The organism is Pedobacter caeni (assembly GCF_900129215.1).
In the GTDB taxonomy this organism is placed as follows: Bacteria; Bacteroidota; Bacteroidia; order Sphingobacteriales; family Sphingobacteriaceae; genus Pedobacter; species Pedobacter caeni.
Genome location: NZ_FQUQ01000008.1, coordinates 127,346 through 150,247, shown reverse-complemented (window position 1 = coordinate 150,247; position 22,902 = coordinate 127,346). Strand labels below are relative to the sequence as shown.

The 22,902-nt window shown below is 40.3% G+C and carries 24 protein-coding genes and 1 tRNA gene; 12 read left to right on the top strand and 13 right to left on the bottom strand.

Annotated elements, in window-relative coordinates:
• Window positions 1–10 precede the first annotated feature (10 nt).
• The 3 genes from BUC20_RS31245 (at window position 11) to BUC20_RS31235 (ending at window position 2,367) form a co-directional block, all read left to right on the top strand.
• A tRNA-Asn gene (locus BUC20_RS31245) sits at window positions 11–84 on the top strand.
• 405 nt (window positions 85–489) lie between these two features.
• Entirely contained in the window at window positions 490–984 is a 495-nt protein-coding gene (locus BUC20_RS31240) for a hypothetical protein (protein WP_073238040.1), read from the top strand.
• A 201-nt stretch (window positions 985–1,185) separates the two neighbouring features.
• Window positions 1,186–2,367 (top strand): threonine aldolase family protein, encoded by a 1,182-nt coding sequence (locus BUC20_RS31235; protein ID WP_073238422.1) that lies wholly within the window; start codon window positions 1,186–1,188, stop codon window positions 2,365–2,367.
• Here the strand turns inward: BUC20_RS31235 and BUC20_RS31230 are convergent.
• Entirely contained in the window at window positions 2,345–2,677 is a 333-nt protein-coding gene (locus BUC20_RS31230; RefSeq protein WP_073238038.1) for a hypothetical protein, read from the bottom strand. The genes BUC20_RS31235 and BUC20_RS31230 overlap by 23 nt on opposite strands.
• Before the next feature lie 5 nt (window positions 2,678–2,682).
• Window positions 2,683–3,222 carry a hypothetical protein gene (locus tag BUC20_RS31225; RefSeq protein ID WP_073238036.1) on the bottom strand — a complete coding sequence of 180 codons (540 nt, stop codon included), beginning with the start codon at window positions 3,220–3,222 and terminating at the stop codon, window positions 2,683–2,685.
• A gap of 264 nt (window positions 3,223–3,486) precedes the next feature.
• Here BUC20_RS31225 and BUC20_RS31220 point away from each other — a divergent pair, with 264 nt between their 5' ends.
• From BUC20_RS31220 to BUC20_RS31205, 4 genes are all read left to right on the top strand, one after another.
• Window positions 3,487–4,233 carry a LytR/AlgR family response regulator transcription factor gene (locus BUC20_RS31220; RefSeq protein WP_073238034.1) on the top strand — a complete coding sequence of 249 codons (747 nt, stop codon included), beginning with the start codon at window positions 3,487–3,489 and terminating at the stop codon, window positions 4,231–4,233.
• A 122-nt stretch (window positions 4,234–4,355) separates the two neighbouring features.
• Window positions 4,356–6,143, top strand: coding sequence for a tetratricopeptide repeat-containing sensor histidine kinase (locus tag BUC20_RS31215; RefSeq protein ID WP_143166982.1), 1,788 nt, complete (start codon window positions 4,356–4,358; stop codon window positions 6,141–6,143).
• 77 nt (window positions 6,144–6,220) lie between these two features.
• Window positions 6,221–7,111, top strand: a complete 891-nt coding sequence (locus BUC20_RS31210; RefSeq protein ID WP_073238028.1) for a DUF3078 domain-containing protein — start codon at window positions 6,221–6,223, stop codon at window positions 7,109–7,111.
• Window positions 7,112–7,113: 2 nt separating this feature from the next.
• Window positions 7,114–7,443, top strand: coding sequence for a DMT family transporter (locus BUC20_RS31205; RefSeq protein WP_073238026.1), 330 nt, complete (start codon window positions 7,114–7,116; stop codon window positions 7,441–7,443).
• A 9-nt stretch (window positions 7,444–7,452) separates the two neighbouring features.
• On the opposite strand, the gene BUC20_RS31200 is transcribed toward BUC20_RS31205, so the two are convergent.
• The gene (locus BUC20_RS31200) at window positions 7,453–8,349 is read right to left on the bottom strand and encodes a LysR family transcriptional regulator (protein WP_073238024.1); all 897 of its coding nucleotides are present in this window, start codon (window positions 8,347–8,349) and stop codon (window positions 7,453–7,455) included.
• A gap of 115 nt (window positions 8,350–8,464) precedes the next feature.
• On the opposite strand from BUC20_RS31200, the gene BUC20_RS31195 reads away from it, so the two are divergent.
• From BUC20_RS31195 to BUC20_RS31180, 4 genes are all read left to right on the top strand, one after another.
• Complete coding sequence (locus BUC20_RS31195) at window positions 8,465–9,079, top strand: NAD(P)H-dependent oxidoreductase (RefSeq protein ID WP_073238022.1); 615 nt, start codon at window positions 8,465–8,467, stop codon at window positions 9,077–9,079.
• An 18-nt stretch (window positions 9,080–9,097) separates the two neighbouring features.
• Window positions 9,098–10,087: an aldo/keto reductase gene (locus BUC20_RS31190; protein WP_073238020.1), complete on the top strand. Its 990-nt coding sequence runs from the start codon at window positions 9,098–9,100 to the stop codon at window positions 10,085–10,087.
• A 125-nt stretch (window positions 10,088–10,212) separates the two neighbouring features.
• Window positions 10,213–10,494, top strand: coding sequence for a GNAT family N-acetyltransferase (locus tag BUC20_RS31185; RefSeq protein ID WP_073238419.1), 282 nt, complete (start codon window positions 10,213–10,215; stop codon window positions 10,492–10,494).
• 17 nt (window positions 10,495–10,511) lie between these two features.
• Window positions 10,512–11,048 carry an NADPH-dependent FMN reductase gene (locus BUC20_RS31180; RefSeq protein WP_073238018.1) on the top strand — a complete coding sequence of 179 codons (537 nt, stop codon included), beginning with the start codon at window positions 10,512–10,514 and terminating at the stop codon, window positions 11,046–11,048.
• 153 nt (window positions 11,049–11,201) lie between these two features.
• Here BUC20_RS31180 and BUC20_RS31175 read toward each other — a convergent pair whose 3' ends face one another.
• From BUC20_RS31175 to BUC20_RS31130, 10 genes are all read right to left on the bottom strand, one after another.
• Window positions 11,202–12,482: an acetyl-CoA hydrolase/transferase family protein gene (locus tag BUC20_RS31175; protein WP_073238016.1), complete on the bottom strand. Its 1,281-nt coding sequence runs from the start codon at window positions 12,480–12,482 to the stop codon at window positions 11,202–11,204.
• A gap of 4 nt (window positions 12,483–12,486) precedes the next feature.
• Complete coding sequence (locus tag BUC20_RS31170) at window positions 12,487–12,897, bottom strand: hypothetical protein (protein WP_073238013.1); 411 nt, start codon at window positions 12,895–12,897, stop codon at window positions 12,487–12,489.
• Between the two features lie 195 nt (window positions 12,898–13,092).
• A complete protein-coding gene (locus BUC20_RS31165) occupies window positions 13,093–13,962 on the bottom strand; it encodes an alpha/beta fold hydrolase (protein ID WP_073238010.1) in 870 nt (289 codons plus the stop codon).
• Between the two features lie 68 nt (window positions 13,963–14,030).
• Window positions 14,031–14,921, bottom strand: a complete 891-nt coding sequence (locus BUC20_RS31160) for a sterol desaturase family protein (RefSeq protein WP_073238007.1) — start codon at window positions 14,919–14,921, stop codon at window positions 14,031–14,033.
• 2 nt (window positions 14,922–14,923) lie between these two features.
• Window positions 14,924–15,724: a DUF4249 domain-containing protein gene (locus BUC20_RS31155; protein ID WP_073238416.1), complete on the bottom strand. Its 801-nt coding sequence runs from the start codon at window positions 15,722–15,724 to the stop codon at window positions 14,924–14,926.
• Window positions 15,725–15,788: 64 nt separating this feature from the next.
• Window positions 15,789–18,434 (bottom strand): TonB-dependent receptor, encoded by a 2,646-nt coding sequence (locus BUC20_RS31150; protein ID WP_084529450.1) that lies wholly within the window; start codon window positions 18,432–18,434, stop codon window positions 15,789–15,791.
• A 111-nt stretch (window positions 18,435–18,545) separates the two neighbouring features.
• Window positions 18,546–19,526: a FecR family protein gene (locus tag BUC20_RS31145; RefSeq protein WP_073238004.1), complete on the bottom strand. Its 981-nt coding sequence runs from the start codon at window positions 19,524–19,526 to the stop codon at window positions 18,546–18,548.
• 48 nt (window positions 19,527–19,574) lie between these two features.
• Window positions 19,575–20,198 (bottom strand): RNA polymerase sigma factor, encoded by a 624-nt coding sequence (locus BUC20_RS31140; protein WP_084529448.1) that lies wholly within the window; start codon window positions 20,196–20,198, stop codon window positions 19,575–19,577.
• A gap of 33 nt (window positions 20,199–20,231) precedes the next feature.
• A complete protein-coding gene (locus BUC20_RS31135; protein ID WP_073238001.1) occupies window positions 20,232–20,921 on the bottom strand; it encodes a LytR/AlgR family response regulator transcription factor in 690 nt (229 codons plus the stop codon).
• A complete protein-coding gene (locus tag BUC20_RS31130; RefSeq protein WP_073237998.1) occupies window positions 20,918–21,991 on the bottom strand; it encodes a sensor histidine kinase in 1,074 nt (357 codons plus the stop codon). Before BUC20_RS31130 ends, BUC20_RS31135 begins: the two co-directional genes overlap by 4 nt.
• 177 nt (window positions 21,992–22,168) lie before the next feature.
• On the opposite strand from BUC20_RS31130, the gene BUC20_RS31125 reads away from it, so the two are divergent.
• Window positions 22,169–22,864 (top strand): DUF2490 domain-containing protein, encoded by a 696-nt coding sequence (locus BUC20_RS31125; protein ID WP_073237995.1) that lies wholly within the window; start codon window positions 22,169–22,171, stop codon window positions 22,862–22,864.
• Window positions 22,865–22,902 lie beyond the last annotated feature (38 nt).

Below are 22,902 nucleotides of genomic sequence, written 5' to 3'. Positions count from 1 at the left end.
TAACCAGTACTCCCGAGTAGCTCAGCTGGTTAGAGCATCTGACTGTTAATCAGAGGGTCACTGGTTCGAGCCCAGTCTCGGGAGCATCAATCTGCAAGTCGGCAGATATTTAAAAACCCCGTTTCTTTATTGAGAAACGGGGTTTTTTTATTGCATGATCGCCAACCGCCCCTCCAATGAAGGGACCAATGTCAAATGTTGTGGAGCGCTAATATGTTTTTCGATTTTACACCTAGCGTTGAGTTGGGCCACCTTTTCTGCTGAACTTCTCTAAAAACCGTTACAAATACGTTACAAGATTTTTCCCCGTTTTCCTGGTTGTTCTGGTCACCAATTAACTAAAGACGGTTATCGGGCAGCGATAATTTTGTGTAAACTCCGTTGTATTTTTAGTTTATAATCTTATTTTTGTTTAAAAATTATAAACATTTATAGCTCTCAAATAGCAACTGATACATTCGCTAGAGTTGATAACTAAATTTTATTTTAATGAAAAAGACATTAACAATCCTCATCCTGGCATTTCTCTCATTCAATGCTTTCTCTCAATTCAATGTAGGTAGAACCAAAGCCGAAGTTAAAGCGGACGAAGCAAAAGCGAAGCCCAAAAGAATCGGAGTTAAGCTCACCATATTGACACCGGATTATGAATTGTATTCGCTGGGAGATACTGAATTCCTCAGGTATGGAACTAAGGGGGGCGGAAACTCTCAGATTTATGAAAATATCCACTTTTCATCAGCAAAAGAAGAAGCTGATTTCTACAATTATATTTTAGGCTTGTTTGATGAGTTTAAAGACAATGAATTTACTGTAAACGGGACCAGAATTGTGCCTCATCCGATGAAATTATTGGGCATCAATAACATCATGTTTGATGTTTATCCTTACAAAAACAATAAGAATTTCAAACAGGAAACGATAATGCTTTCCAAGAAAGCCTGGATCAGACTTTTCGAAAAATCCAGAATTCACGCCTTATAAAGAGCTTATTGATTGATTTTTCCAGAATAATTAACTTTCAATCTCTCTCTTTATAATACACATCTTTCCGGGTCTGTCCATACAAAGCCTATCAGTACTGACAGGCTTTTTTGTTTTTAGTACTCTTAAATCCCCTCTTAAATTCCTATATTAATAAATATTTATCACCATTTGGTGATCTATCTTATGATAATGGAAAATATGGATTCGATAAAAAGAAGAAATTTTATTAAAATAGCTGCACTTTCCTCAATTCCACTTAGTCTGCCCATTCTTCCTGCTGTAGCCAGTGCAGAGAAACCATCATTAAATCCTGAAAAGGATACGGAGCGTGTCTATTTTGTTTATGATGGTATTTTTTATCAACCCATAGATTTTATACAGAAACTCCAGGATATACAGCAGTTGCGTCCAATCCAAAAAGATTTTTATGCTCAGGGTGGAGTCATGAAAGATTTGTTGGCAAAGTGCTGTGAGATCACCGGAAAAGAAGCCGCAATTTATATGCCTTCAGGTACAATGGCTAATCAGCTTGCGATTCATGTATTGGCTGGAACAAAACCAAAGGCTCTGGTTCAGGAAACAAGTCATGTTTACCGTGATGAAGCTGATGCTGCTCAGACGGTTTTTAATAAGCGGTTGATTCCGCTAGGGAAGGGGATGGCTGATTTTACCCTTGAAGAACTGAAAGAGGTGATTGGTTACCATAAGTCAGAAGAGGCTTTTGAAGCTGATATAGGTGTGTTGTCTATTGAAACACCAGTTCGGAGGGCTACAAACGCATTTTTTCCTTTCGAAGAAATGAAGAAAATCACAGCCTATTGCCGGAGTCAGGGGATACGGACACACCTTGATGGAGCAAGATTGCATATGTCAGCAGCATTCACAAATCGCAGCATTATGGAATATGCCCAGCTTTTTGATACGGTGTATCTTTGTCTCTACAAATATCTTGGTGCACAGGGAGGGGCCGTATTATGTGGCGAGAAAAAGGTGATTGATCAGATGCATCATCTTGTGAAAGTCCATGGAGGAAGTATTTTTAACAACTGGAGCAATGCAGCAATGGCACTACATCATTTGCAGGACATAGATATGGTCATGAAAAAGGTGATAGAGAAATCCGAAGCCCTTATTGTTGCGCTAAATAAAATTAAAGGCATTAAAATCAGTCCGATTGTGAACGGAACAAACATCTGTCATCTCCGTTTTGATAAATCTGTTGATGTTTCTAAAGTGAAGAAATGGCTTCGTGATCAGAAGGGTATTATTCTAGGAAAGCTTAATGATGATGGGCTGATCGGGATGGCTTTGAATCCTACCTTACTCAGAATGGATAATGAAACATTGATCTCAGCTTTCAGGGAGGCATTATCCCAATAAAAATTTCAATGACAGCTGTTAATAAGTTCAGCAGCAATAATACAATGTTGATCCTGACTGACTTTTTATCATAAACCCATAATGCAATAATAAAAAACAGAAGGAAACAGAAACCTATGATCATGGTGTAGTTAGAATAGTATTCACTACTGGAATAATACCATGGAACAGTGTTTTTTGAACCAAAAGTATAGTCAGAAGTTTGGTCAAGTACTCCGACTTTAATCCATTCGTTTAGATTAATGGAAGCAATTAATCCGGCAAGCAATATATTGATGATGGCAAATAACCGGATACGTTTTGCAAACATAGAGATCACTCTTTAATGGGATTGAAATCTATGGTAAGATAATGATCGGGTGAGGAGGCGGCAAAAAATAGAAACATTCCACCCCGGGAACTTACATTTTCTAAAATAAGCGTTCCTTTTGCAGATTTGCCTATTCTGGTTTTCTCTGAAAAAACGGCCCAATAGATGGGAGGGATACCTGTCAGATTCGTTTTGTCGCTTAACCGGAAATATCCTTTCCTTAACTTGCCCTTAAAGATCCGCTGTTCTATTTCAATACCCCCGCTGAAAAGTGTGGCTTTAAGCCGCTTCTTATTCATCATTTTCAGATCAATAGAGAGGTCTTTCAGTAGTAAGGTTTTTTCCATAGGCTGTCTGCTGAGGCAGGACCATAAATTGAAATCATTAGATGATGTGGAAGTGTCAGTCCGGGCCGTGTATTTACCATTAATCAAATGATAATTGCTGGAACTTATCGGGACGATTGATCCCTCCCGGGGGTTCTTAAATGCTCCGCAGCCTGTTAATGAAACCAAGAGCATACCAGCGATGAGGATTCTTTTCATGTGAATACAAATTGGATAAATTCCTGATCAAGGATATAAAAAAGGATTCATGGAAATCCGGAAGATTAGTAAACGCCTGGGCCTGATTAAAATACGTAAGGTTTTGGTGTGTGTTTATTTTTGCGCAGCCAGATGAGCAGGTGCTTTCTTTAGAATGTGAAAATTATTGTTAGATTCGTTAGGGGATAAAATCATTAATCCTTTTTAATAATTTATTTGGTTCCTACAGGATTCATTAGTTAAAAGCAAAAGCGTAAATTAAAATTGAAAAGAATACTAGTTGTAGAGGATGAGCCACTTATCCGCAATTCGATTGTCAGGATTTTTGATAACCGGACTGATGTCGTGGTGGTTGGTTCCTGTGGAAGTGTAGAAGCTGCGCTGGTAATGATTTCTGGTACTTCACCAGATATCATTCTATTGGACATTAACTTGCCTGACGGAACTGGTTTTGATATCCTTGATCAGGTGAGGCCGGGTGGTTTTCATGTGATTTTCATTACTGCATATAATGATTTTGCCATTAAAGCGATTAAATATGGGGCTCTGGATTATTTGCTGAAACCATTAAATGAAGAAGAACTGGAACTGGCAATAAGAAAGATTATGGAGGAAAAGACTCCAGGAATTCATGAGAACCAGTTGTCAGTGAGTAAACAACATTACAGGGAGCCTGAGAAAGACAATAGAATCGTACTTCGTTTCCAGCAGTATTTTGATATTGTGTCATTTGAAGATATCGCGTTTTGTAAGAGTGATGGTGGTTATACTACTTTCTTTATGACAGATGGACGGGAAATCATGATCTCTAAAACGCTTAAAGAATACGAAGAATTATTACCTGAAAAACTCTTTATCCGTACCCATCGTTCCTATCTGGTGAACAAACGATTTATTGACCGTTACCATAAAGAAGGTTATCTGGTTTTGAGAAATGGCAAAGAAATTCCTATTTCTACCCGCAGAAGGGATTATGTGATGGACTTTCTGGATTCTTTTTTAACTGTATAGCTTTTAATTAAATCAGAGTTTTGAAGAGGACCGCTCCCTATCTTTTATTGTTTTTTTTGATCTGTTTTTACGGTAGCTGTAAAGAAAAAAAAACAAATTCCAGCGCTTTACAAGGGAACATATTGAAGGAAGAGCGCATGATGGCTTGTTTGAAAAAAGAAGTCAATCCGTTATTTGGGGAGTTGGAATTTCAAAAGGCAGGAAAGAAACTGGATAGTCTGGGCAGACTCCTTGATGAAAATAGTACTTACGGCATGTTATGCTCGTTCTGGAGACTTAAATCGACCTATCATCTAGGGGAGAAAGAATATGATAGTGCCAGGTTTTATCTGATAAAGGCTCATGAATTGGCCTTGGAAAAAGACACCATAAAGAAACACATCATTGGGGCAACCATTCAGTTTGCAGATCTTTACGAAGGAGAGAAAGACCTGCCTAAGGCCCTGAAATATGCCAGGGAAGCCTATTTGATGACCGACAAAACAGACAGCAATACGATTTCCTTTATTTGTGTACGCTTAGTAAAGCTTTATATGAATATGAACGATCCGGAGTTGTCTTATAAATATGCAAAAGAGGGTTTTCGATTGAGCCCGGATCCCGGACGTAAGCTGAGCTGCGCAACTAATATCGCCAATTATTATACCAATAAAGGTAAACTGGATTCCGCAGAAATCTTTTATAAAAAATACTTATTGTCAGATACTATTTTCAAACACCCTGCTTTTCAGGCTACGAATCATGAAAATTATGGACTTTTTCTCCTAAAAAAAGGTGACCTGAAAGCTGGTTTTGAAGAACAGCAGTTCGCATTGTCTATTTATCGGAAGATGGATATGCTAGATGCGGAAACCTGTTTTAATATGGCCTCGACTTACCATAAACTGGGGAAATATGAAGTTTCAAACCGATACCTTGATACTGCGCTGGTACTCTCCTATGAGGAAAGTGAGCTGAGCAATCTGAAAAAAAACTGGTCATTAAGGGCAAATAACCTACAGGCGCTTAAGCATTATAAAGAAGCTTTTAGCGCGTTGGATTCTTCTTATACTTATTATCAGCAAGAAGTTGGAGAATCGTTAATCAGCCAGGCCAGAGAATTGGAAACCAAATATGAGGTAAAAGTAAAAGATCAGAAAATTGAATTACTGACGGTCAGCAATGCTGCAAATAATAAGATTGCCAGACAGAATAAGATTCTCGCGATCGCATTGACCGGCCTGATGATCCTACCGATCATTGTTATTTTCCTGCTTTCCCGTCGCAGAAAGTTAAAACAGCAGCTGAAAGAAACGGAACTGGAACAGCAGCTGTTGAGAAGTCAGATGGAACCTCATTTCATCTTTAATACCTTATCGGTTCTGCAGGCCCTGATCAGAAACGGAGAAAAGGATCGGGCAGTGGGGTATCTGAGTAAATTTGCCGGGCTGTTAAGGTTAAATCTGAAAAACTCCAGAACAGGATTGGTGCCGCTTTCTGAAGAGCTGGAGGCTTTAATCCTATACCTGGGTTTACAGTCCACCCGCTTTGAAGGAACTTTTGATTACGAAGTAAACTGTTATGAAGATTATGAAGAGGATGAGATCATGATTCCTCCAATGCTCCTGCAGCCTTTCGTTGAGAATGCCATTCAGCATGGCTTGCGAAACCTTCCTTACAAAGGAAAACTGAACATTACCATCTTAAAGCAGGAAGAGCACCTGATCTATTGTAAAATCGAAGACAATGGCTGCGGGGTAAATGCAGTCCGGACATCGGCAGAAGGGAACTCCCTTTCTACCTCAATTACAAGGGAGCGGCTGGCTATCTTTGGAAAGAAAACGAAGCTTCAGGCAAGTTTGAAGATCACAGACAGAAGTGATTTTGGAGAACAGGGAACATTGGTAGAGCTGGTCATTCCGGCACCATAGTTTCTCGTTGAGCGATTAAATTTGTAATTTCACGGTATTACATATCTATTCTATCTTTTATCTATTAATCATTATCTATGAAAAAAACAGCCTTACTATTGATCATTTCTTGTTTTAGCCTGATGGGCTATGCCCAGGAACCCGCCGCAACGGATACCACAAAAAGATGGACTATCCATGGCGAGAACACCTTTTTAATCAACCAGAGCTCGTTTTCGAACTGGGCCGCAGGTGGTGTAAATGCCTTTGCAGGAAACCTGCTTTTTAATTACGACTTCAACTATAAAAAGGACAAATGGAGTTGGGACAATAAAGCAATCGTTGGTTTCGGGTTGAGTAAACAGGAAGATGTAGGTGTTCGTAAGAATGACGATAAGATCATTTTAAACAGTTTGGTAGGGTATAAGGCCGCGAAATACTGGATGTATACCTTTTATGCAAATTTCCAGACCCAGTTTGCAAAAGGTTATTCTTACAAAGCAGACGGTACAAGAACTTTGATCTCATCAGCTTTCGCTCCCGCGTATCTTACTTTCGGGCCTGGTTTTGCTTATAAGCGTTCTGATAATTTCAGAATCAATATCTCTCCTGCAGCATCAAGGATTGTAATTGTTACCGATAAAATGCTCAACTCTCGGCCTGAAGGTGCTTTCGGGGTTAAACAGGGAAAAACAATTGATTACCAGTTTGGAGCCTCTTTAGATGCCTACTATAAAGTAAATCTAATGGAGAACATCAGCTTCGAGAACATCTTAAAGTTATATGCCAACTACCTCGATAAACCGCAAAATGTAGTTACTGATTATACCGGTAATATATTTATGAAAGTAAACAAGTTTGTAACGGTGAACGCCGGAGTACAATTGATTTATGATGATAAGACTAAAATCGAAAGAGAGAATGGTGATAAAGGTGCTGCCTTACAAGTGAAGCAGATCTTTGGTGCCGGACTGACTTATAAATTCTAAACATGAAATTTATCTATTTATTTGTAGCGATTCTTGCAGAAGTAATCGCTACAAGTGCTTTAAAAGCATCAGAACAATTTTCTAAACTCATTCCTTCTCTTATCGTAATTGCAGGATATGTAATCGCCTTTTATTTTCTCAGCCTGACTTTGAAAACAATGCAGGTAGGTATTGCGTATGCATTGTGGTCAGGTGTAGGAATTGTACTGGTTTCTGCTGCAGGATACTTTTTATATCAGCAAAAACTGGATTTGCCGGCAATTTTAGGAATTGGATTGATCATCCTTGGTGTAATTGTCATCAATGTGTTTTCCAAATCAGCAGCCCATTAGGTACCGTTGTTAAACCATTTCTTTGATGAAGATTTCTTCAATCATTTTGATCTCATTTGCATAGATGGTCTTTTTACGGGTGGAAAAATAAAGGGTATTTTCAATCACATCATTGCCTTCCCAGATCACTTTAATATTGCCGCTCTCAATTTCTTTTTTGCATAAAAAGTCGGGGATGATGGCCACCCCATTCTGACCGCTGATGCAACGTACAATTGAGCTCAGGTTGGGTACAATATAGTTTGGCTTAAAGTCCGGACGTTTATTGAAATTGAGGTGCCAGAACCTTCTTAAATGCTCCATGTCTGCAGTGGTGCCGTACCAGGTCTGCTTTTTAAGCCAGGCGTGGACTTCTTCCATGTTTCCTTTTTTGATCAGTCCCTCAAAATCAGCAGTAGGGGTTTCCGATCCTCCCACCAATACAATCTTTTCTTTTGAAAAAGGAAGATAATTGATGTTACCGGACTCGCCTTTTTGAGGAGTAATGATCAAATCAAGAATGCCATTGTCCAAATCGCTTAACATCTCCGGATACTCTCCAAACTTAATGATGACGTTAAATGGCAAACCCGGAAGATAGGATTCTAAAGTAAACTGAAAGGTTTCAAAACACATCCCTATACTGATCGTAGGAGTGTCTTTTTCTGTACTCTTATGAAAGTGATGCTCCGCAGCTTCCAGCTTGGTTACCGCATCCAGTACATAGTTGTAAAGAACCTTACCCCGCTCTGTGGATACCATCTTCCGCGAAGTCCTGTCGAACAGCTTATAGCCTACATAGGCCTCCAGGGAATTCAGGTGCAGACTGACTCCTGGTTGAGAAATGTACAATACTTCTGCCGCTCCGGTTAGCGTTCCGGTTTCATAAATCGCTTTAAATGTTCTGAACCATTCCAGATTAACCATGATCTTGTGTATTATAATTATGATACAAAGGTATGATTTAAGTTATTTTAATTATACATCTTCTTGTCCTAATTTTGTGGTCACAATAGAAAAATAAAAAGAGGGCATAAAGAAAATGAAAATATTTATCATAAACGGCGGACAGGTTTTTGGTCATTCGGGTGGTCGTTTCAATGCAACAGTTACAGCGGAAACCATTTCTTTCTTTGAAAATCAACCAGGATTTGAAGTTAAAACCACGAGTGTAAATGACGATTATAATCCTCAGGAAGAAGTAGAAAAATACAAATGGGCAGATGTGGTCATTTATCATACACCAATCTGGTGGTTTCAGGTACCACATGGTTTGAAAAAATATATTGATGTGGTTTTTACTGCAGGGCACAATAAAGGCATCTATAAAAGCGATGGACGCTCCTCGGATAACCCGGCAATTAATTATGGTACCGGAGGAATGCTCCATGGGAAAAAATACATGTTAACCACTTCATGGAATGCACCTAAAGAAGCATTTACCTTACCGGGTGAGTTTTTTAATGAAAAGAGTGTTGATGAAGGACCTTTGTTTGGCTTTCACCGGATGAATGCGTTTACAGGAATGAAAGCTCTGGCCGGGATCCATTTCCATGATGTAGAAAAGAATGCGGATATCAAAACCGATTTAAAACGTTACAGAGCCCATTTGGAGCAGACATTTGTGGCCGAATTACAAGAAGAATATAGCTTATAAATACAAGAAAATAAAGAAATGGAATATAGAAAATTAGGTAAATCAGACCTGGAATTATCGACGATCACTTATGGTGCTTTTGCGATTGGCGGAACGATGTGGGGTGGAAATGAGAAGCAAAATTCAATAGATGCCATTCATGCATCCTTAGACCATGGGATCAGTACCATCGATACTGCACCATTCTATGGTTTTGGCTTAAGTGAAGAATTGATTGGCGAAGCAATTAAAGGAAAAGACAGAAGTAAAATTCAGATCTTAAATAAGTTTGGTCTGGTCTGGGACGGGAGTAACCATGGCAAAGGAGAACATTTCTTTGATGCAGAAGATAATGGAAAAACCTTGCCCATTTATAAATATGCAGCTAAAGAGAATGTGATCAAGGAGCTCGAAGAAAGTTTAAAACGTCTGGGTACAGATTACATCGACTTATTGCAACTGCACTGGCCTGATGCCAGCACTCCGATAGAAGAAACTATGGAGGCATTGGAAATCCTGATCGGGCAAGGTAAGATCAGGGCAGCAGGGGTGAGTAATTACAATCTGGATCAAATGAAAACGGCTAATGAAACGACTGCTTTGTCTTCCAATCAATTGGCTTATAGTATGCTCAACAGGGGAATTGCAGACGATATCATTCCTTATGCAATAGACAATGAGATTGCGATCATTGCTTACAGCCCGTTGGAAAGAGGTTTGCTGACCGGAAAGTATTTCAAAGATGCTACCTTAAAGGCCAATGATCACCGGAACGGGTATTTTGGGCAATTTGATGCAGAGAAGGTAAAAGGGTTTTTGGCTGCCATTCAGCCAATTGCAGATGAGAAAAATGCTTCTTTATCTCAATTGGTTTTGCGCTGGACAACACTTCAGCCTGGGATTACCATCGTGTTGGCAGGTGCAAGAAATGCCAGTCAGGCGATAGACAATGCCAAAGCAATGGAAATCACTTTTAAAAGAGATGAAATTGATTTTATCAATGAGCAGCTGAATAAGATCAGCCTTTAACAGTATAAAATGCAAGCAAAAAGCCTGGCCCCGAAAGAGCGCCAGGCTTTTGTATTTAGGGCTAAAATGTGCTTTCTGCTTCAGAAGGCGGAGATTTATTGTTACCTTACCACTAAATGACACCTATGAACATCGAACAAGTTAATGACGAAAAAAAAGGCTTTTTCAAAGCCCTGGAAAACGATAAAGAAGCCGGAATGATGACCTATGTCTGGGCTGGCCCCGGGAAAATAATTATTGACCATACAGAAGTGAATCCCGAATTCTCTGGTAAGGGAGTAGGGAAGGCATTGGTATTGGAAGCTGTTCGCTACGCCAGAGAAAACAAAGTGAAAATTCTTCCTTTATGTCCATTTGCTAAAAGTGTTTTTGATAAGAATGCAGATTTGCAGGATGTCCTTTTCTAAACAAAAAAACGATACACATGAAAATTTTGGCTTTTGCCGGTAGTAACAGCAGCAGATCAATCAACAGGAAACTCGTTATTCATACGCTTTCCCATTTTCAGGAAGAGAAGATCACGCTTTTAGATTTAAACGATTTCGAGATGCCTCTTTTTTCTGCGGATAGAGAACGTGAGGAAGGCTACCCTCATAAAGCCCATCAGTTGTTGGAACTCATCGAGTCAGCCGATCTGATCATCCTGTCCCTGGCAGAACATAACAATAGTTATACAACCGCTTTTAAGAATGTAATGGACTGGTGTTCGCGTATCAATGGAAAGTTTTTTCAGAATAAGCCAATGTTATTGATGAGCACTTCCCCCGGGGGTTTTGGTGGAGGCAATGTGATGAATTCTGCTAAGGCTTATTTTCCGAAATGTAGCGCCAACATTCTGGATACCTTTTCCCTTCCTTCTTTTAATCAGAATTTTGATGAAAATGAAGGAATCATTCATCAGGAGATCAGGGAAGAATTTCTCCATAAAATCAGGGAGCTTAAGGCAGGCTTAAAAAAATAAGCCGGAAGATCCCCCCCGGCCTATCCTTATTAATCTCCCCTAAATAACTATATTTATGTATAGCTTGTATCAAATGTATTTCTAAATATGAAGCAAAAAAATACCTAATATTAGGTATTTTTTTGCTTCATATAACAAGGTGTAAATGAGGGTTTAGTGATTGAAACGATCGTGAAATGCCCGGTCAAGTGCTTCCCGGTGCATGGGATGTGCAAGACTGATCAATGCCCTTGCTCTTTGCTTTAAACTCTGCCCAAACAGGTTCACTTTGCCATACTCCGTTACGACCCAATGGACGTGCCCTCTTGTGGTAACGACCCCTGCGCCTTCTTTCAAAAAGGGAACGATCCTGGAGATTCCTTTTGAGGTAACTGAAGGGAGCGCGATGATCGGCTTACCGCCCTCAGAAAGTGAAGCACCATGGATGAAATCCATTTGCCCGCCTATTCCTGAATATTGATAAGTACCCATAGAATCTGCACATACCTGTCCGGTTAAGTCGAGTTCAATTGCTGAGTTGATTGCCGTTACCTTAGGATTCTGACGGATGATACTCGTGTCGTTTGCATAGGAAATGTCCATCACCCTGATGCTGGGGTTATCATCCACAAAGTCATAAAGCTTTCTTGTTCCGATCATAAAGGAAGTGATGGATTTACCCCGGTTTATTCTTTTCAGGCTGTTGTTGATCACCCCGCTTTGAATCAAGGGGATCACCCCATCGGAAAGCATTTCTGTATGTAAGCCGAGATTTTTATGGCCGCTCAGATTTTTCAATACCTGATCAGGGATCCCGCCAATACCTAATTGTAAGGTCGCACCATCTTCAACGAGATCGGCAATATTTGCACCAATGGTCACCATGGCCTCACTGGTTTTTGAACCATAATCTACTTCCGGTAATTCCTCTTCATGCCATACCAGTGACTGGAATTTACTGATGTGGACAAAACCATCCCCATGAGTTCTGGGTACTTTTGGATTCACCTGGGCGATGATGTGTTTTGCAGTGTCTACGGCAGCCCTCGCAATGTCAACAGAGGTACCTAAAGAACAATATCCGTGCACATCGGGTTCCGATACTTGAATCATGGCCACATCAAGAGGAAGAAAACCTTCCTTAAATAGTTTTGGAATCTGACTCAGAAAAACAGGGACATAATCTCCGTAAAGACTATTGGCTACTGCGCGGGTATTTGCCGAAACAAACAAGGAGTTGAAGAAAAAACTTTCCCGATATGGAGCCGCGTTGAAATCAATATCCCCAAGTGTGGTGATGCTGGTGATTTCAACGTTTTTTAACTCATGATGTCTTGCCTGTAAGGCTTTTACCAAATGAACGGGAGTTGCGGCACTACCATGGATAAACACACGGTCGCCTGATTTTATAGCCTGGACTGCTTGTGCAGCAGTCAGATAAGTCGGAGAATTCATTTGCTTAATGGGCTTGGGTAAAAATTAATGGATCCGAAGGACCTAAAATACCTTGCTTTACAGATTGGAAGTCCTCAAACAAGGTGTTGATCTCCTTTTCCATGTTCAAATGCTTATTGAGTAGCAAGATAGTGATATTTTGAGTTGAACCGAGTACCAATGGTTCCAGAAATTTAAGATGGGCATGGATATTTACGGATACTTCTTTAATCCTCTGTTCCAGAATTTCTGTTTTTTGAAGCAGCAAATGAAGGTTGCCTATTTTTCCTTTGATATTACTGATGTAACCGGAAGATAACTTCCTGAAGAAGCTCAGTTCTCCTTTACAAAATTCAAGTCCTGAAATCCAGTATTTGGTGACGAGGTACAGTTCCTGTAGTTCATTTTCCAGTTGAAGATCATCTATTGTTTTCATGCTTTCCCGGTTTTAATTGCTACCGTAAATTTCTGGATAAATCTCAGGGGGATAAGTGATATCGGTCATGCTTAACCTTGATAGTCATCAGTTAGATGACGATTTATGAACTTTAAGAAGCCAGGAAACAGCCGCTGAAATTAAGGTGAGATAAAAAAATAGTAGCTGAATATCTTTTAGAAAAGATACTCAGGCCTACTTTCCGGAAGATAACTCCTGTTGGATAAACAGGTCTATTTCCTGTAAGACCCTGTGGTCAGTTAACAATTTCGAATGACTGGTGTCCTGATATGCAGCCGCTCTTATCTCCGGGTTCTCCTTTAAAAATCCTTCTATATCACTGCTTGGAGAGACAAGGTCATTTGTATCGTATAGCAGCAGGTGTTTCAATTGGTCTGAAAAGTCGTAGATCTTATTCAACAAAAAGTCTTCAGTTTTTTGATCAAACAATCGTTCAAAATCTTCAAAGAATAGTGTTTGTGCTTCATTGGCCGTATTTACTGAGTTCATAGAAGCAATAAAGTTGTCCTTTAAGTTGACCAATGGGGCGATGCTGATCAGTAGTTGCGGATAACTTTTTATTTGTTGTAAAGCCAAAGCATTAGCCATTCCGCCCAGAGAATGACCGATCATCACCTCCGGCGTTGTTCCTATATGTTCAAAAAGTTGTTTAATGGATGCAGCATAAAGGAAAAGATTGCTGATCTCCCCCTCAGAGCTTCCGTTTCCGGGAGCATCAAAAGACCAGATCTCGAAGTTTTCGTTTGTTCTCAGCATGGAAATGATTTCAGAAAAATCACTTCCTTTAGAGCCCCAGCCATGACAAAGGAGTATTTTAACAGACCCATTTCCCCATTTAAAGCAATTAACGTTCAAATCAGACTTGCTAAAATATTGGTCGTATACCTTTAAGGGGATAATTTCCGATTCATCCAGCAATTTTTGCTGATGAAGGCGGCTGGGTATCTTTGGTGAGTAACAGATCAGCTGCCACAGTAAGGACTGCAACTGATCCGGATCTGTTAAGTTTTGGATGTCGGCTACGATCTTCCTCAGTTTCTTCATGATTTTGTACTTATCTCATTTGATATCCAAAATTGATCAATAAAACCGGAAGATTATTCAGCTCCGGGTCAGGATTGATCAACCAGTTCTTTTTGCAGGCTCTTGGAGGTTTTACTGCTTCCATTGTGGCTCCATCCCGGAGGATACAGGATATATTTGATCTTGTTTTTCCATCCCGGTGCTTTTTTAACATCACTGGAAAGGGCAACCAGTTCATGAAAAATAATGTTCACTGCTCCCGGTTCCGGCTGACTGGTCAAACCGTATTTGATTTCTTCTCCCGGAATCTCCTCCTGAAAAGTACCAAACATCCGGTCCCAAAGGATCAGCACCATACCCATATTTTTATCCAGATAACGGACATTACTGGCATGGTGTACCCGGTGATGAGATGGGGTTACTAAAATATATTCAATAATCGGATGTAGTTTTCCAACTGCCTGGGTATGTACCAGGTTTCCATAGATCTGTGTAATCAGATAGGCAAAAAGGATATCGTAAGCATTGAAGCCCATTAATGCCAGCGGGAGGTAAAAGAATACCCGGTATAATGGTTCAAATACAGTCGAACGGAAGCCTGTGGTCAGGTTAAAGTACTCTGAGGAATGGTGTGTCACATGCATTGCCCAGAACAGACGCACATAATGTCCGGTGGCATGGAGTACCCAATACAGGAAGTCCTGTGCAAGGATCAATACGGTCCAGTAAAGGAATAAATTGGAGATTTCAAAAAAACGGTACTCGTGGTAAAAATAATCGAGTAGAAAAAAGGTGCCGGTTTTCATGGTCAGGTTGATCACAAAAGCGGCAGTCATCAGGTATACGTTGGTCCAGGTATCACGCCCATGATAAACTTTTTTATCATGGGCGTAGCTGAAGTACATTTCTACTAAAGTAAGTAGGATAACAAATCCAAAGAGGGAAACTATGCTCAGGTTTTTGTCTAATAACTCATTCATTTTTACGGAATCACTAAAGTTCTTTTTTGAACGGTGTGAGCACTGAAAAAACCAAGAGCACCACCGTTTATGTTACTTATCGGGTTGGCTGGCGAAGCTCCATTATCAGAGCCTTCGGCATTGCCTAAACTGTGAAGGTAAAGATAAGCAGAAGCATCAATACTGTGCATTTCTGCTGTTAATTTGTCTCCTTTTTTAAAATCCCTTGACAAATCATCGGTTTCATTCTGAAAACTTACCGTCGTGTTTACTTCCTGACCAGGCGTAAATTCATCGTTCATCAACGAAAAATTCCTTTGTTTTTTATCATTGACAAACAACTGAAACCAATAGTAGTTCTGAGGTTCCAGCGGGTCTTTATATTTTACATAGGCAGTTGTCCGTTTTTTGCCGAAATCCGATGCCTTCATATAGAAATCATCAAAAGGGACATTTTCAGGCATGGTGCTGGAAGCTGTAAATGTTTTTCCATCAACAGTAACGGTCATCAGATAAGTCTGACCCGGAGTTCCATTAATGGTATTGACCTTGTAAACACCGGGGCTGCTTTCCGGAAGTATCACTGCCACACCATTGTTTTCTATTTTAACAACCGCTCCGCTAACTCCGATAAACTGATTGTCGTCTTTAAAGTTTTTTGTTTTACTTAGCAGGACCGAACAAACACCAGGTTCATTGGTAATCGTTCCCTCGATCACATATTTTACTTCATTGTCGGCACGGTCTAATTCTATCACTTTTTCACAAGAGCAAAACAAGGTAGAGAAAAGTGTCAAAAGCAATAATTTCGGTATATTTTTCATATTAATTACTGTTTGCAGGGGGGATGCGGATGATGTTTTCATCTGTATATTTTGAATAGTAGGTTTAAAACTTGAAATCATAAGAAACTGAAGGAACAAACCTGAATAAAGTGGTTTTCACTGCTTCAGTTTTGGTAGGGTCATTTTCATTTTCCCTGAAATTGATTCTATATGCATTTGATCTTCCATAAGCATTGAACAAACTAAAGTTTAGCTCAGAAGAGAACTTTTTCGTCTTTTTCAGGGTACGTGTAGCACCAAGGTCTAACCTGTGGTAAGCCGGCATCCGCTCTGCATTCCTGCTGGAATAATAGTAATAACTTTCTCCCAGTAAGTTGTATTTCGCATTGGGATAGGTAACCGCATTTCCTGTAGCAAAAACCCAGTTGGCAGATAAAGACCATTTTTTATTGAGCTGATACATCGTCACGATGGAGATATCATGGGTTCTGTCCTGTCTGGTATTGTACCATTCGTTATTATTGATCCCATCTACCTGTCTTTCTGATTTAGAAAGGGTATAAGCGATCCATCCGGTGAACTTTCCTGTTTTCTTTTTAATCAGCCACTCTATTCCATAGGCACGGCCTTTACCAAAAAGCAATTGGGTTTCTATCGGCTTGTTGGTATAGATATTGGCTCCGTTGCGGTAATCAATCTGGTTTTTAAGGTCTTTATAATAGGCCTCAACAGTAAACTCATAAGCATTTTGGGCAAAATCTTTATAATAGCCTAATGAAACCTGATCGCTTGTTTCCGGTTTGATGATGTTTGTACTGGCTACCCACCTGTCTAAAGGAGAAGAAGCATTTGAGTTGGAAATTAAGTGAAGGTTTTGTGCATTACGGACATAAGAAGCTTTAATCGCTGTTGACTCGTTCAGCTGAAGGGCTGCAGCAAGCCGGGGCTCCAGGTTCAAATATGTTTTTACGATTTCTCCCTTTTTGTAACTCGTTTGACCAGTAACTGCGCCCGCCTCATTGATTGTGTAGTACTCACCTTTTCCGAGGATACTGAAGGCTGATAACCGAAGACCGTAAGTAAGGCTAAATGCATCGCTGGCCTTCCAGGTGTTGCTGGCATATATCGAATTTTCCAGAGAGAACCTGTTTTGCAGGTCTTGTGAAATCATCCCTGAATTTCCGGATGCGCGGACCTCTCCCGGTTTTATGGTATGGTATATTGCATTCAGACCAAAACTTAAAGTGTTTTTATTGTTGATGTACCACTGAAAGTCCTGCTTGAAGTTCCAGTCTTTAATCTGTGAAAATAAAGAAAGCGAACTCTCGTCCTGGTCGGTCTTGACCTCATAATTGTAATTGCTATAGATGATGGAGGTATTGGAGAAAAGTTTGCTGTTAAAAATATGATTCCAGCGGACTGTCGAAGTGATATTGCCCCAATCTATTCCATTTACCTTATCCGCACCCAATACATCACGCCCTAAATAGGCAGAGACGAATAAGCGGTCTTTATTTCCCAGAATGTAGTTTGCCTTGGCATTAACATCATAGAAATACAACTTTGCATCTTTTACTGTAGAATCAGAAGACAGTTTTAGGAAAGCATCCAGATAAGTTCTCCTTGCAGAGATCAGGAAAGAAGACTTTTCTTTTTGTATCGGACCCTCTACATTGATACGTGCAGCGATCAGGCCTACACCTCCGCTAACACCAAATTTTTGATTGTTTCCATCATTCATTCTCACATCCATCACAGAAGATAAACCTCCTCCATACTGAGCGGGCATTCCACTTTTATAGAGGGTTACATTTTTAATGGCATCTGAGTTAAAGGTCGAAAAGAAACCAAGCAGGTGAGAGGCGTTATAAACAGGGGCCTCATCCAGAAGGATCATATTCTGATCTGCACTTCCTCCACGAACAAAAAGACCACCGGTACCATCTCCTGAAGATTTAACCCCTGGCAGCAACTGTAGTGTTTTTATCACATCCCGTTCCCCAAGTACAACAGGAATATTCTTTGTTTCGCTGATGTTCAGGCGTTCCATTCCCATTTGTGGGTTGTCCAGGTTTCTTTTTGCAGTTACCGCACTAATGGTTACCGTCTCAAGCTCATTCGCATCATCTTCCAAAGCGATATTCATGGTCATCGGTTTATTCAGCTCTATTGATTTTTTTAGCGTTTTAGAACCGACTGCACTGATTTCCATCACATAGTTTCCACTGGGAACTGAGAGCGAGTAGAAACCATACTCATTACTCATGGTCGCAAATTTGGTTCCGCTTAGTCTGATCGTTGCAGCAATCAGCGTTTCTCCATTTTTAGAAGAAGATATTGTACCACCTATTGTATGTCTTTCTTGATTTAGTGCCGGATTCGCCGCCGGGTCGGCTATGGACTTTTTTGCTTTTTCAGCATCATAACGGATGTAAATTTCGTTATCCAGTTCTGAAAATTTAAAAGGATGATTGGAGAAAGCAGTAGTCAGGATCTCATTCAAACTCTTGTTTTGAGCCTGGACACTCAGCTTTACTTTACTGTTGGCAACCTGTTCGTTATAGGTGAACTTAACCCCGCTGGCGGTACTGATCTTATCTAAGGCTGTTTTTAAGGGCTCATCTTTAAGGCTGATGCTTGTTTTTTTCTCCAATGGGGCCTGGGCATACGTTCTTGCCTGGACAAATACCAAAATGAGTAATAGAAGGGCAATAAATGCCAGGAACCTTTTAGGTCCGTATTTTTTCATAACTTTATGTTTAAATATTGATTTTGATTTGCCCTATAGTTCTCAAGGCTCGGGCATTTATTAAGTTGATTCAGATACTTGTCCGGGATTCTAGCGCTAGAACCCGGACATTTATTTTAGGATTACATACTGTCCTCCGTCTTTTTTCCAGTTGGCTTCCATTACTGTGCTTAATTTATTGAGTGTTTGTGTGATGGTCTTTGTCATGTCCAGGTTGCCATAAAACATGCTGTTGTTCAGTTCCGGGCTTAACTGGATTTTAATTTGATATTGAAGTTCCAGATCTTTAACTACTTCTGCTAAAGGACTTCCTTTATAATCGAAAAGCCCCAATCGCCTGTTTAAGTAATCACCAGCATGGGGATAATCTGTTTTACTGATTTTTCCTTCCGCTTTGTTGACCGTTACACGTTGATTGGCAGTGATCATGACCTCGTTAATATTGTTCAGGGCAACAGCAACTTTTCCGGTCACCAGTGTTACGTTGATATTGGGGTTTTGGGCATAGGCCGAAACACTAAAGCTTGTTCCCAATACTTTGGTCTTTACCTGTCCGCTTTGAATGATAAAAGGATGACTGGCATCGTGTGCTACTTCAAAAAAAGCTTCGCCATCCAGGCTAACCAAACGCTGTTCTCCTCTGAATTGATCAGGATATGTCAACTTACTGTTTGGGCTAAGCCATACCTGGGTGCCGTCCGAGAGTTGCAATTGTTTTCTTTCCGACTGTGCACTAAGGATCTCTACCTGATGAACAGGGTTGATGGTTTCCCATACGTTTGTTCTGAAAAAGAATAGCCCTGTAATTATAAGCAGGATTGCTGCGGCTGCAGCAACAGGCCAGAAGCCGTAGCGAATCCTGCGGGTTGGGGGAAGTTTAATCTCTTTTGCTGTTACTGGAAGGAAATCTGGAATAAGACCTGTTTCAGGAACGTGCTCGGTTTGATCCCAGCTGGCAGACATCAGTCCCAGAATGGTTTCATCTTCCTTACTGTTTTTAATGAGCACAAAGAAGCGTTCCAGTTCTGCTGCTGAACACTGGTTTGTCAAATACAATTGATATAGCCGTTTTAATTCTTCTTTTTCTTCCATGGTCTTGACCCTTTCCTACATACTATACAATCGTAATGCAGGGAGGGACTAGTTGGAATGAAAATAATTTGAAGAAGCCATGATGAAACAGATAATTCCACCGTTTTTACGGACATACTCGCGGACAAACCTGCTGGCTTCCACCATATGGTTCTTCACGGTATTTCTGGAAATGTTTAATTTTAATGCAATCTCCTCATGACTGAGTTCTTCCGTCCGGCTCATCTGATAGATGAGTTTCTTTTGCGCCGGAAGCTGAGTAATCGCCTCTGCATAGATTTTTCGGAGTTCCTTTTCCAGTAACTCATCTTCAGTGCGGTTATGGCTGACTTCAATCAGCTGGAAGACTTCTTCCTGCAGGGATTTTTCTCTTGATATTTTCTTCAGGTGATTTAAAACATGGTTGAGCGTGATTTTCTTGATATACCCGTTAAAAGAGAGGCCAACATTGATCTGTTCCCTTTTTTGCCAGATCCGGATAAATACCTCCTGAACAATTTCTTCAGCAACATCCGTGGATTTGCTGAGCTGATAAGCATAAGTATGTATTTTATGGCGGTATTGATTGTATATTTTCACGAACGCAAGCTCATCGCCCTCCCTGAGTTTAATCAGTAGGTCCTTATCTTCGAGCTGTTCTGATGAATATACCTGCATTGCTTTATAATGCATCAATGTTAAATAAATTTTTCCAGATAAGGATGTTTAACCCGTGATTTGGACATTCTGCTTATAAACCCTGCCAATCGGAAGCTCATGTCCGGATTTTAATTTGGCCATACTGGAAGAATAAGATTCGATATCCCGGGCAATAACCAGATATGACTTGTGGATTTGAATAAAACCTAAATAGCCATATTGAGCAATAAAATCACTCATCCGCTGCAATAAAGTAAAGGTTTTAAAGCGGCCAACAATTTTCAGGTATTCCCCAAAACCTTCTATCCATAAGATGTCTTGCAGCTTCATTTTCTGAATCATATAATCAGCCTTAAACATAATGATTTGATTTTCTGTGTCATTAACGCTGGTAAACCTTTTATAGTCTAGTGCCTTATTCACGGATTTTTGAAAACGCTCAAAAGAAACAGGCTTGATCAGGTAATCGATCACATCCAGTTCATAAGCCTGAACGGCATAACCGGGGTCGGCAGTAATAAAAATGCAAAGTGGTTTATAATTTAGCTTTCCCAGCAATTCAATCCCGCTGAGTTCAGGCATTCTGATGTCCAGTAATAACAGGTCTGGCTTTGTTTTCTCTAAAAAAGCAATGGCTTCTGCCGGTTTTGAAAAGGTACTTAACAGCTCGATCTCCGGGACTTTGCTGCAATAATCCTGCAGGAGCTTGAGGGATGGCAATTCATCATCAACACAAATTGTTTTTATTTTAGTCATAACTGAATAATAAGGGTTGCCAGATGGGTCTCTTTTTCAATTGAAGTTGTTAAACTATACTTTTCCGGGCCAAATTCAAGGTTTAGTAATTGCCTGATTGTAGCAATCCCTATGCCTTTATAATCGTCGTTGATCCTGACTTGTTCCGGATGTGCAATGCTGTTGATCAGGCTGAAATGAAGTCCTTTGTCATCAAGATTGGCATTGACACGAATCCAGGCTCCCGGAACATGGCCTATTGCCGCATATTTTAAAGCATTTTCATATAGAGTGAAACATACTGTCGGAGGAATTTCCACATCTTCTATCCAGTCTGAGGTAGGTAAGTCCAGCTGAATATCCAGTTGATGGTCGTATTTCAATTGATACAGGCCAGTCAGGGATTTGATCATCTGAAGCTCTGTGGCAAAGCTGATCCGCTGATGTGCCGTTTCATAAATGGTATATTGGAGCAGCTGACTCAGGTTGAGCACAGATTGCGACTGCAGGTCTTCAGTATGGTTTCCGGCAGCATAAATGTTGTTCAGTGTATTGAGTAGAAAATGAGGGTTGATTTTGGATTTAATCAGGTTCAGGTCTGCTTCTTTCTTTACGATTTCCAGGGCCTTGATGTCGTTCTCAATGATAAATTTGTGTTTAGAGATGCCCAGCAGGCTTGCCGTAAGGATCACCACCACCTGGCTGGTGTAAATGAAAATAAATGAAAAACCATCAATCCCGGGTTCTGTCAATATCCTCAATAAGCTGACCAGCACAAACACCAGCATGGTGTAGAAAATGTATAAGGCATATTTTTTTGTCACATAAAAGGCAGGGACAAAATAGTTGAAGACGAGGTAATAAATTGCCGCATTGATCAGGAGTGCTATTCCTGCACGGAATAAGCTATTGGGGAATCCGACAAAATAAGTGTAAAAATAGACGGTGACAAAGGAAAAGCACAACCAGAACAACACATGCTGTACGGTTAATAAAAATTGCCACTGCTTCCGTAAAATAGATTCAATAATCCTCTTTTCAAAAGACAAGCGCAAAATGACCAGCAGCACCAAAATATTGATCAGCATCATGATCAAAGTTAATATTTAAGCATGGTTTTCCTCAGCTTATCATTTCAATTCTCAAAATCCTGCAAGCTGAATGTCGTTGATCTGGTTTTTGTGTCGTTCACTGAGTTTATTTCCGTTATCCTCTTTATAGCTTAATATTTGGTTTTGAGCAACCTAATCCTAACCAGATATAAGACCATGAAGTACACATTATGTAAAGGCATTGCTGTCCTTTTATTTTTAATGACCGCAACTCTGATTGGCAGGGCACAACCCGGAAAGTTCAATCAGTTTTATATGCTCAGTGTTAAATCAAAACTCAGCAGTCAATGGCAGCTGACCACTTTAGCGCAGTACCGGGCTTATGAAGGCGACATCACCAATACCCGCCTGTTTCTGGTCAACACTTACCTCGATTATAAGCTAAAGAATGCTCCCGTTCAATTTGGAGGGGGCTATATGTTTCTCAAAATTATGCCTTTTAATGCTGCCGGAGAGAAGTTTTCTTTGCCTGAACACCGCGTTTTTCAACAGGTCAGCATTGCGCATAAGCTGTCAGAACACTTTAACCTGTCCCAGCGTTTTCGCTTTGAAGAGCGTTTCCTGTTCTCCGACCGCTTTATCATCCGCGCCAGACATATGCTTACTGCAACCTATAAGCTCGGGGATGCCGAAAGTTCAAAATGGTCGCTTATTGCTAAAGAAGAGATCAGGATGAACCTGAAGAAAGAGGAAGCGTTTGACAGTTTCCGGCTATGGGGAGGAGTTGGTTATAAAATCAGCCCTTCCCTGGAAATTGAACCCTATTGGATGACACAGTTTGAAACCTTAGGCGCTTCACATTTTGCAGTGTTATCCGTCCGTAAAAGCTTTGACTTTTCTAAAAAACAATAAGTCCGGATCTGCATCTACCTTGTTTCACCGGCTTCCCT

Excerpts from the sequence above, each read along its gene's own strand:
- BUC20_RS31240 (WP_073238040.1), top strand. The coding sequence starts at position 490 with ATGAAAAAGACATTAACAATCCTCATCCTGGCATTTCTCTCATTCAAT.
- BUC20_RS31235 (WP_073238422.1), top strand. The coding sequence starts at position 1,186 with ATGGATTCGATAAAAAGAAGAAATTTTATTAAAATAGCTGCACTTTCC.
- BUC20_RS31230 (WP_073238038.1), bottom strand. The coding sequence starts at position 2,677 with ATGTTTGCAAAACGTATCCGGTTATTTGCCATCATCAATATATTGCTT.
- BUC20_RS31225 (WP_073238036.1), bottom strand. The coding sequence starts at position 3,222 with ATGAAAAGAATCCTCATCGCTGGTATGCTCTTGGTTTCATTAACAGGC.
- BUC20_RS31210 (WP_073238028.1), top strand. The coding sequence starts at position 6,221 with ATGAAAAAAACAGCCTTACTATTGATCATTTCTTGTTTTAGCCTGATG.
- BUC20_RS31205 (WP_073238026.1), top strand. The coding sequence starts at position 7,114 with ATGAAATTTATCTATTTATTTGTAGCGATTCTTGCAGAAGTAATCGCT.
- BUC20_RS31200 (WP_073238024.1), bottom strand. The coding sequence starts at position 8,349 with ATGGTTAATCTGGAATGGTTCAGAACATTTAAAGCGATTTATGAAACC.
- BUC20_RS31195 (WP_073238022.1), top strand. The coding sequence starts at position 8,465 with ATGAAAATATTTATCATAAACGGCGGACAGGTTTTTGGTCATTCGGGT.
- BUC20_RS31190 (WP_073238020.1), top strand. The coding sequence starts at position 9,098 with ATGGAATATAGAAAATTAGGTAAATCAGACCTGGAATTATCGACGATC.
- BUC20_RS31185 (WP_073238419.1), top strand. The coding sequence starts at position 10,213 with ATGAACATCGAACAAGTTAATGACGAAAAAAAAGGCTTTTTCAAAGCC.
- BUC20_RS31180 (WP_073238018.1), top strand. The coding sequence starts at position 10,512 with ATGAAAATTTTGGCTTTTGCCGGTAGTAACAGCAGCAGATCAATCAAC.
- BUC20_RS31175 (WP_073238016.1), bottom strand. The coding sequence starts at position 12,482 with ATGAATTCTCCGACTTATCTGACTGCTGCACAAGCAGTCCAGGCTATA.
- BUC20_RS31170 (WP_073238013.1), bottom strand. The coding sequence starts at position 12,897 with ATGAAAACAATAGATGATCTTCAACTGGAAAATGAACTACAGGAACTG.
- BUC20_RS31165 (WP_073238010.1), bottom strand. The coding sequence starts at position 13,962 with ATGAAGAAACTGAGGAAGATCGTAGCCGACATCCAAAACTTAACAGAT.
- BUC20_RS31160 (WP_073238007.1), bottom strand. The coding sequence starts at position 14,921 with ATGAATGAGTTATTAGACAAAAACCTGAGCATAGTTTCCCTCTTTGGA.
- BUC20_RS31155 (WP_073238416.1), bottom strand. The coding sequence starts at position 15,724 with ATGAAAAATATACCGAAATTATTGCTTTTGACACTTTTCTCTACCTTG.
- BUC20_RS31150 (WP_084529450.1), bottom strand. The coding sequence starts at position 18,434 with ATGAAAAAATACGGACCTAAAAGGTTCCTGGCATTTATTGCCCTTCTA.
- BUC20_RS31145 (WP_073238004.1), bottom strand. The coding sequence starts at position 19,526 with ATGGAAGAAAAAGAAGAATTAAAACGGCTATATCAATTGTATTTGACA.
- BUC20_RS31140 (WP_084529448.1), bottom strand. The coding sequence starts at position 20,198 with ATGCATTATAAAGCAATGCAGGTATATTCATCAGAACAGCTCGAAGAT.
- BUC20_RS31135 (WP_073238001.1), bottom strand. The coding sequence starts at position 20,921 with ATGACTAAAATAAAAACAATTTGTGTTGATGATGAATTGCCATCCCTC.
- BUC20_RS31130 (WP_073237998.1), bottom strand. The coding sequence starts at position 21,991 with ATGATGCTGATCAATATTTTGGTGCTGCTGGTCATTTTGCGCTTGTCT.
- BUC20_RS31125 (WP_073237995.1), top strand. The coding sequence starts at position 22,169 with ATGAAGTACACATTATGTAAAGGCATTGCTGTCCTTTTATTTTTAATG.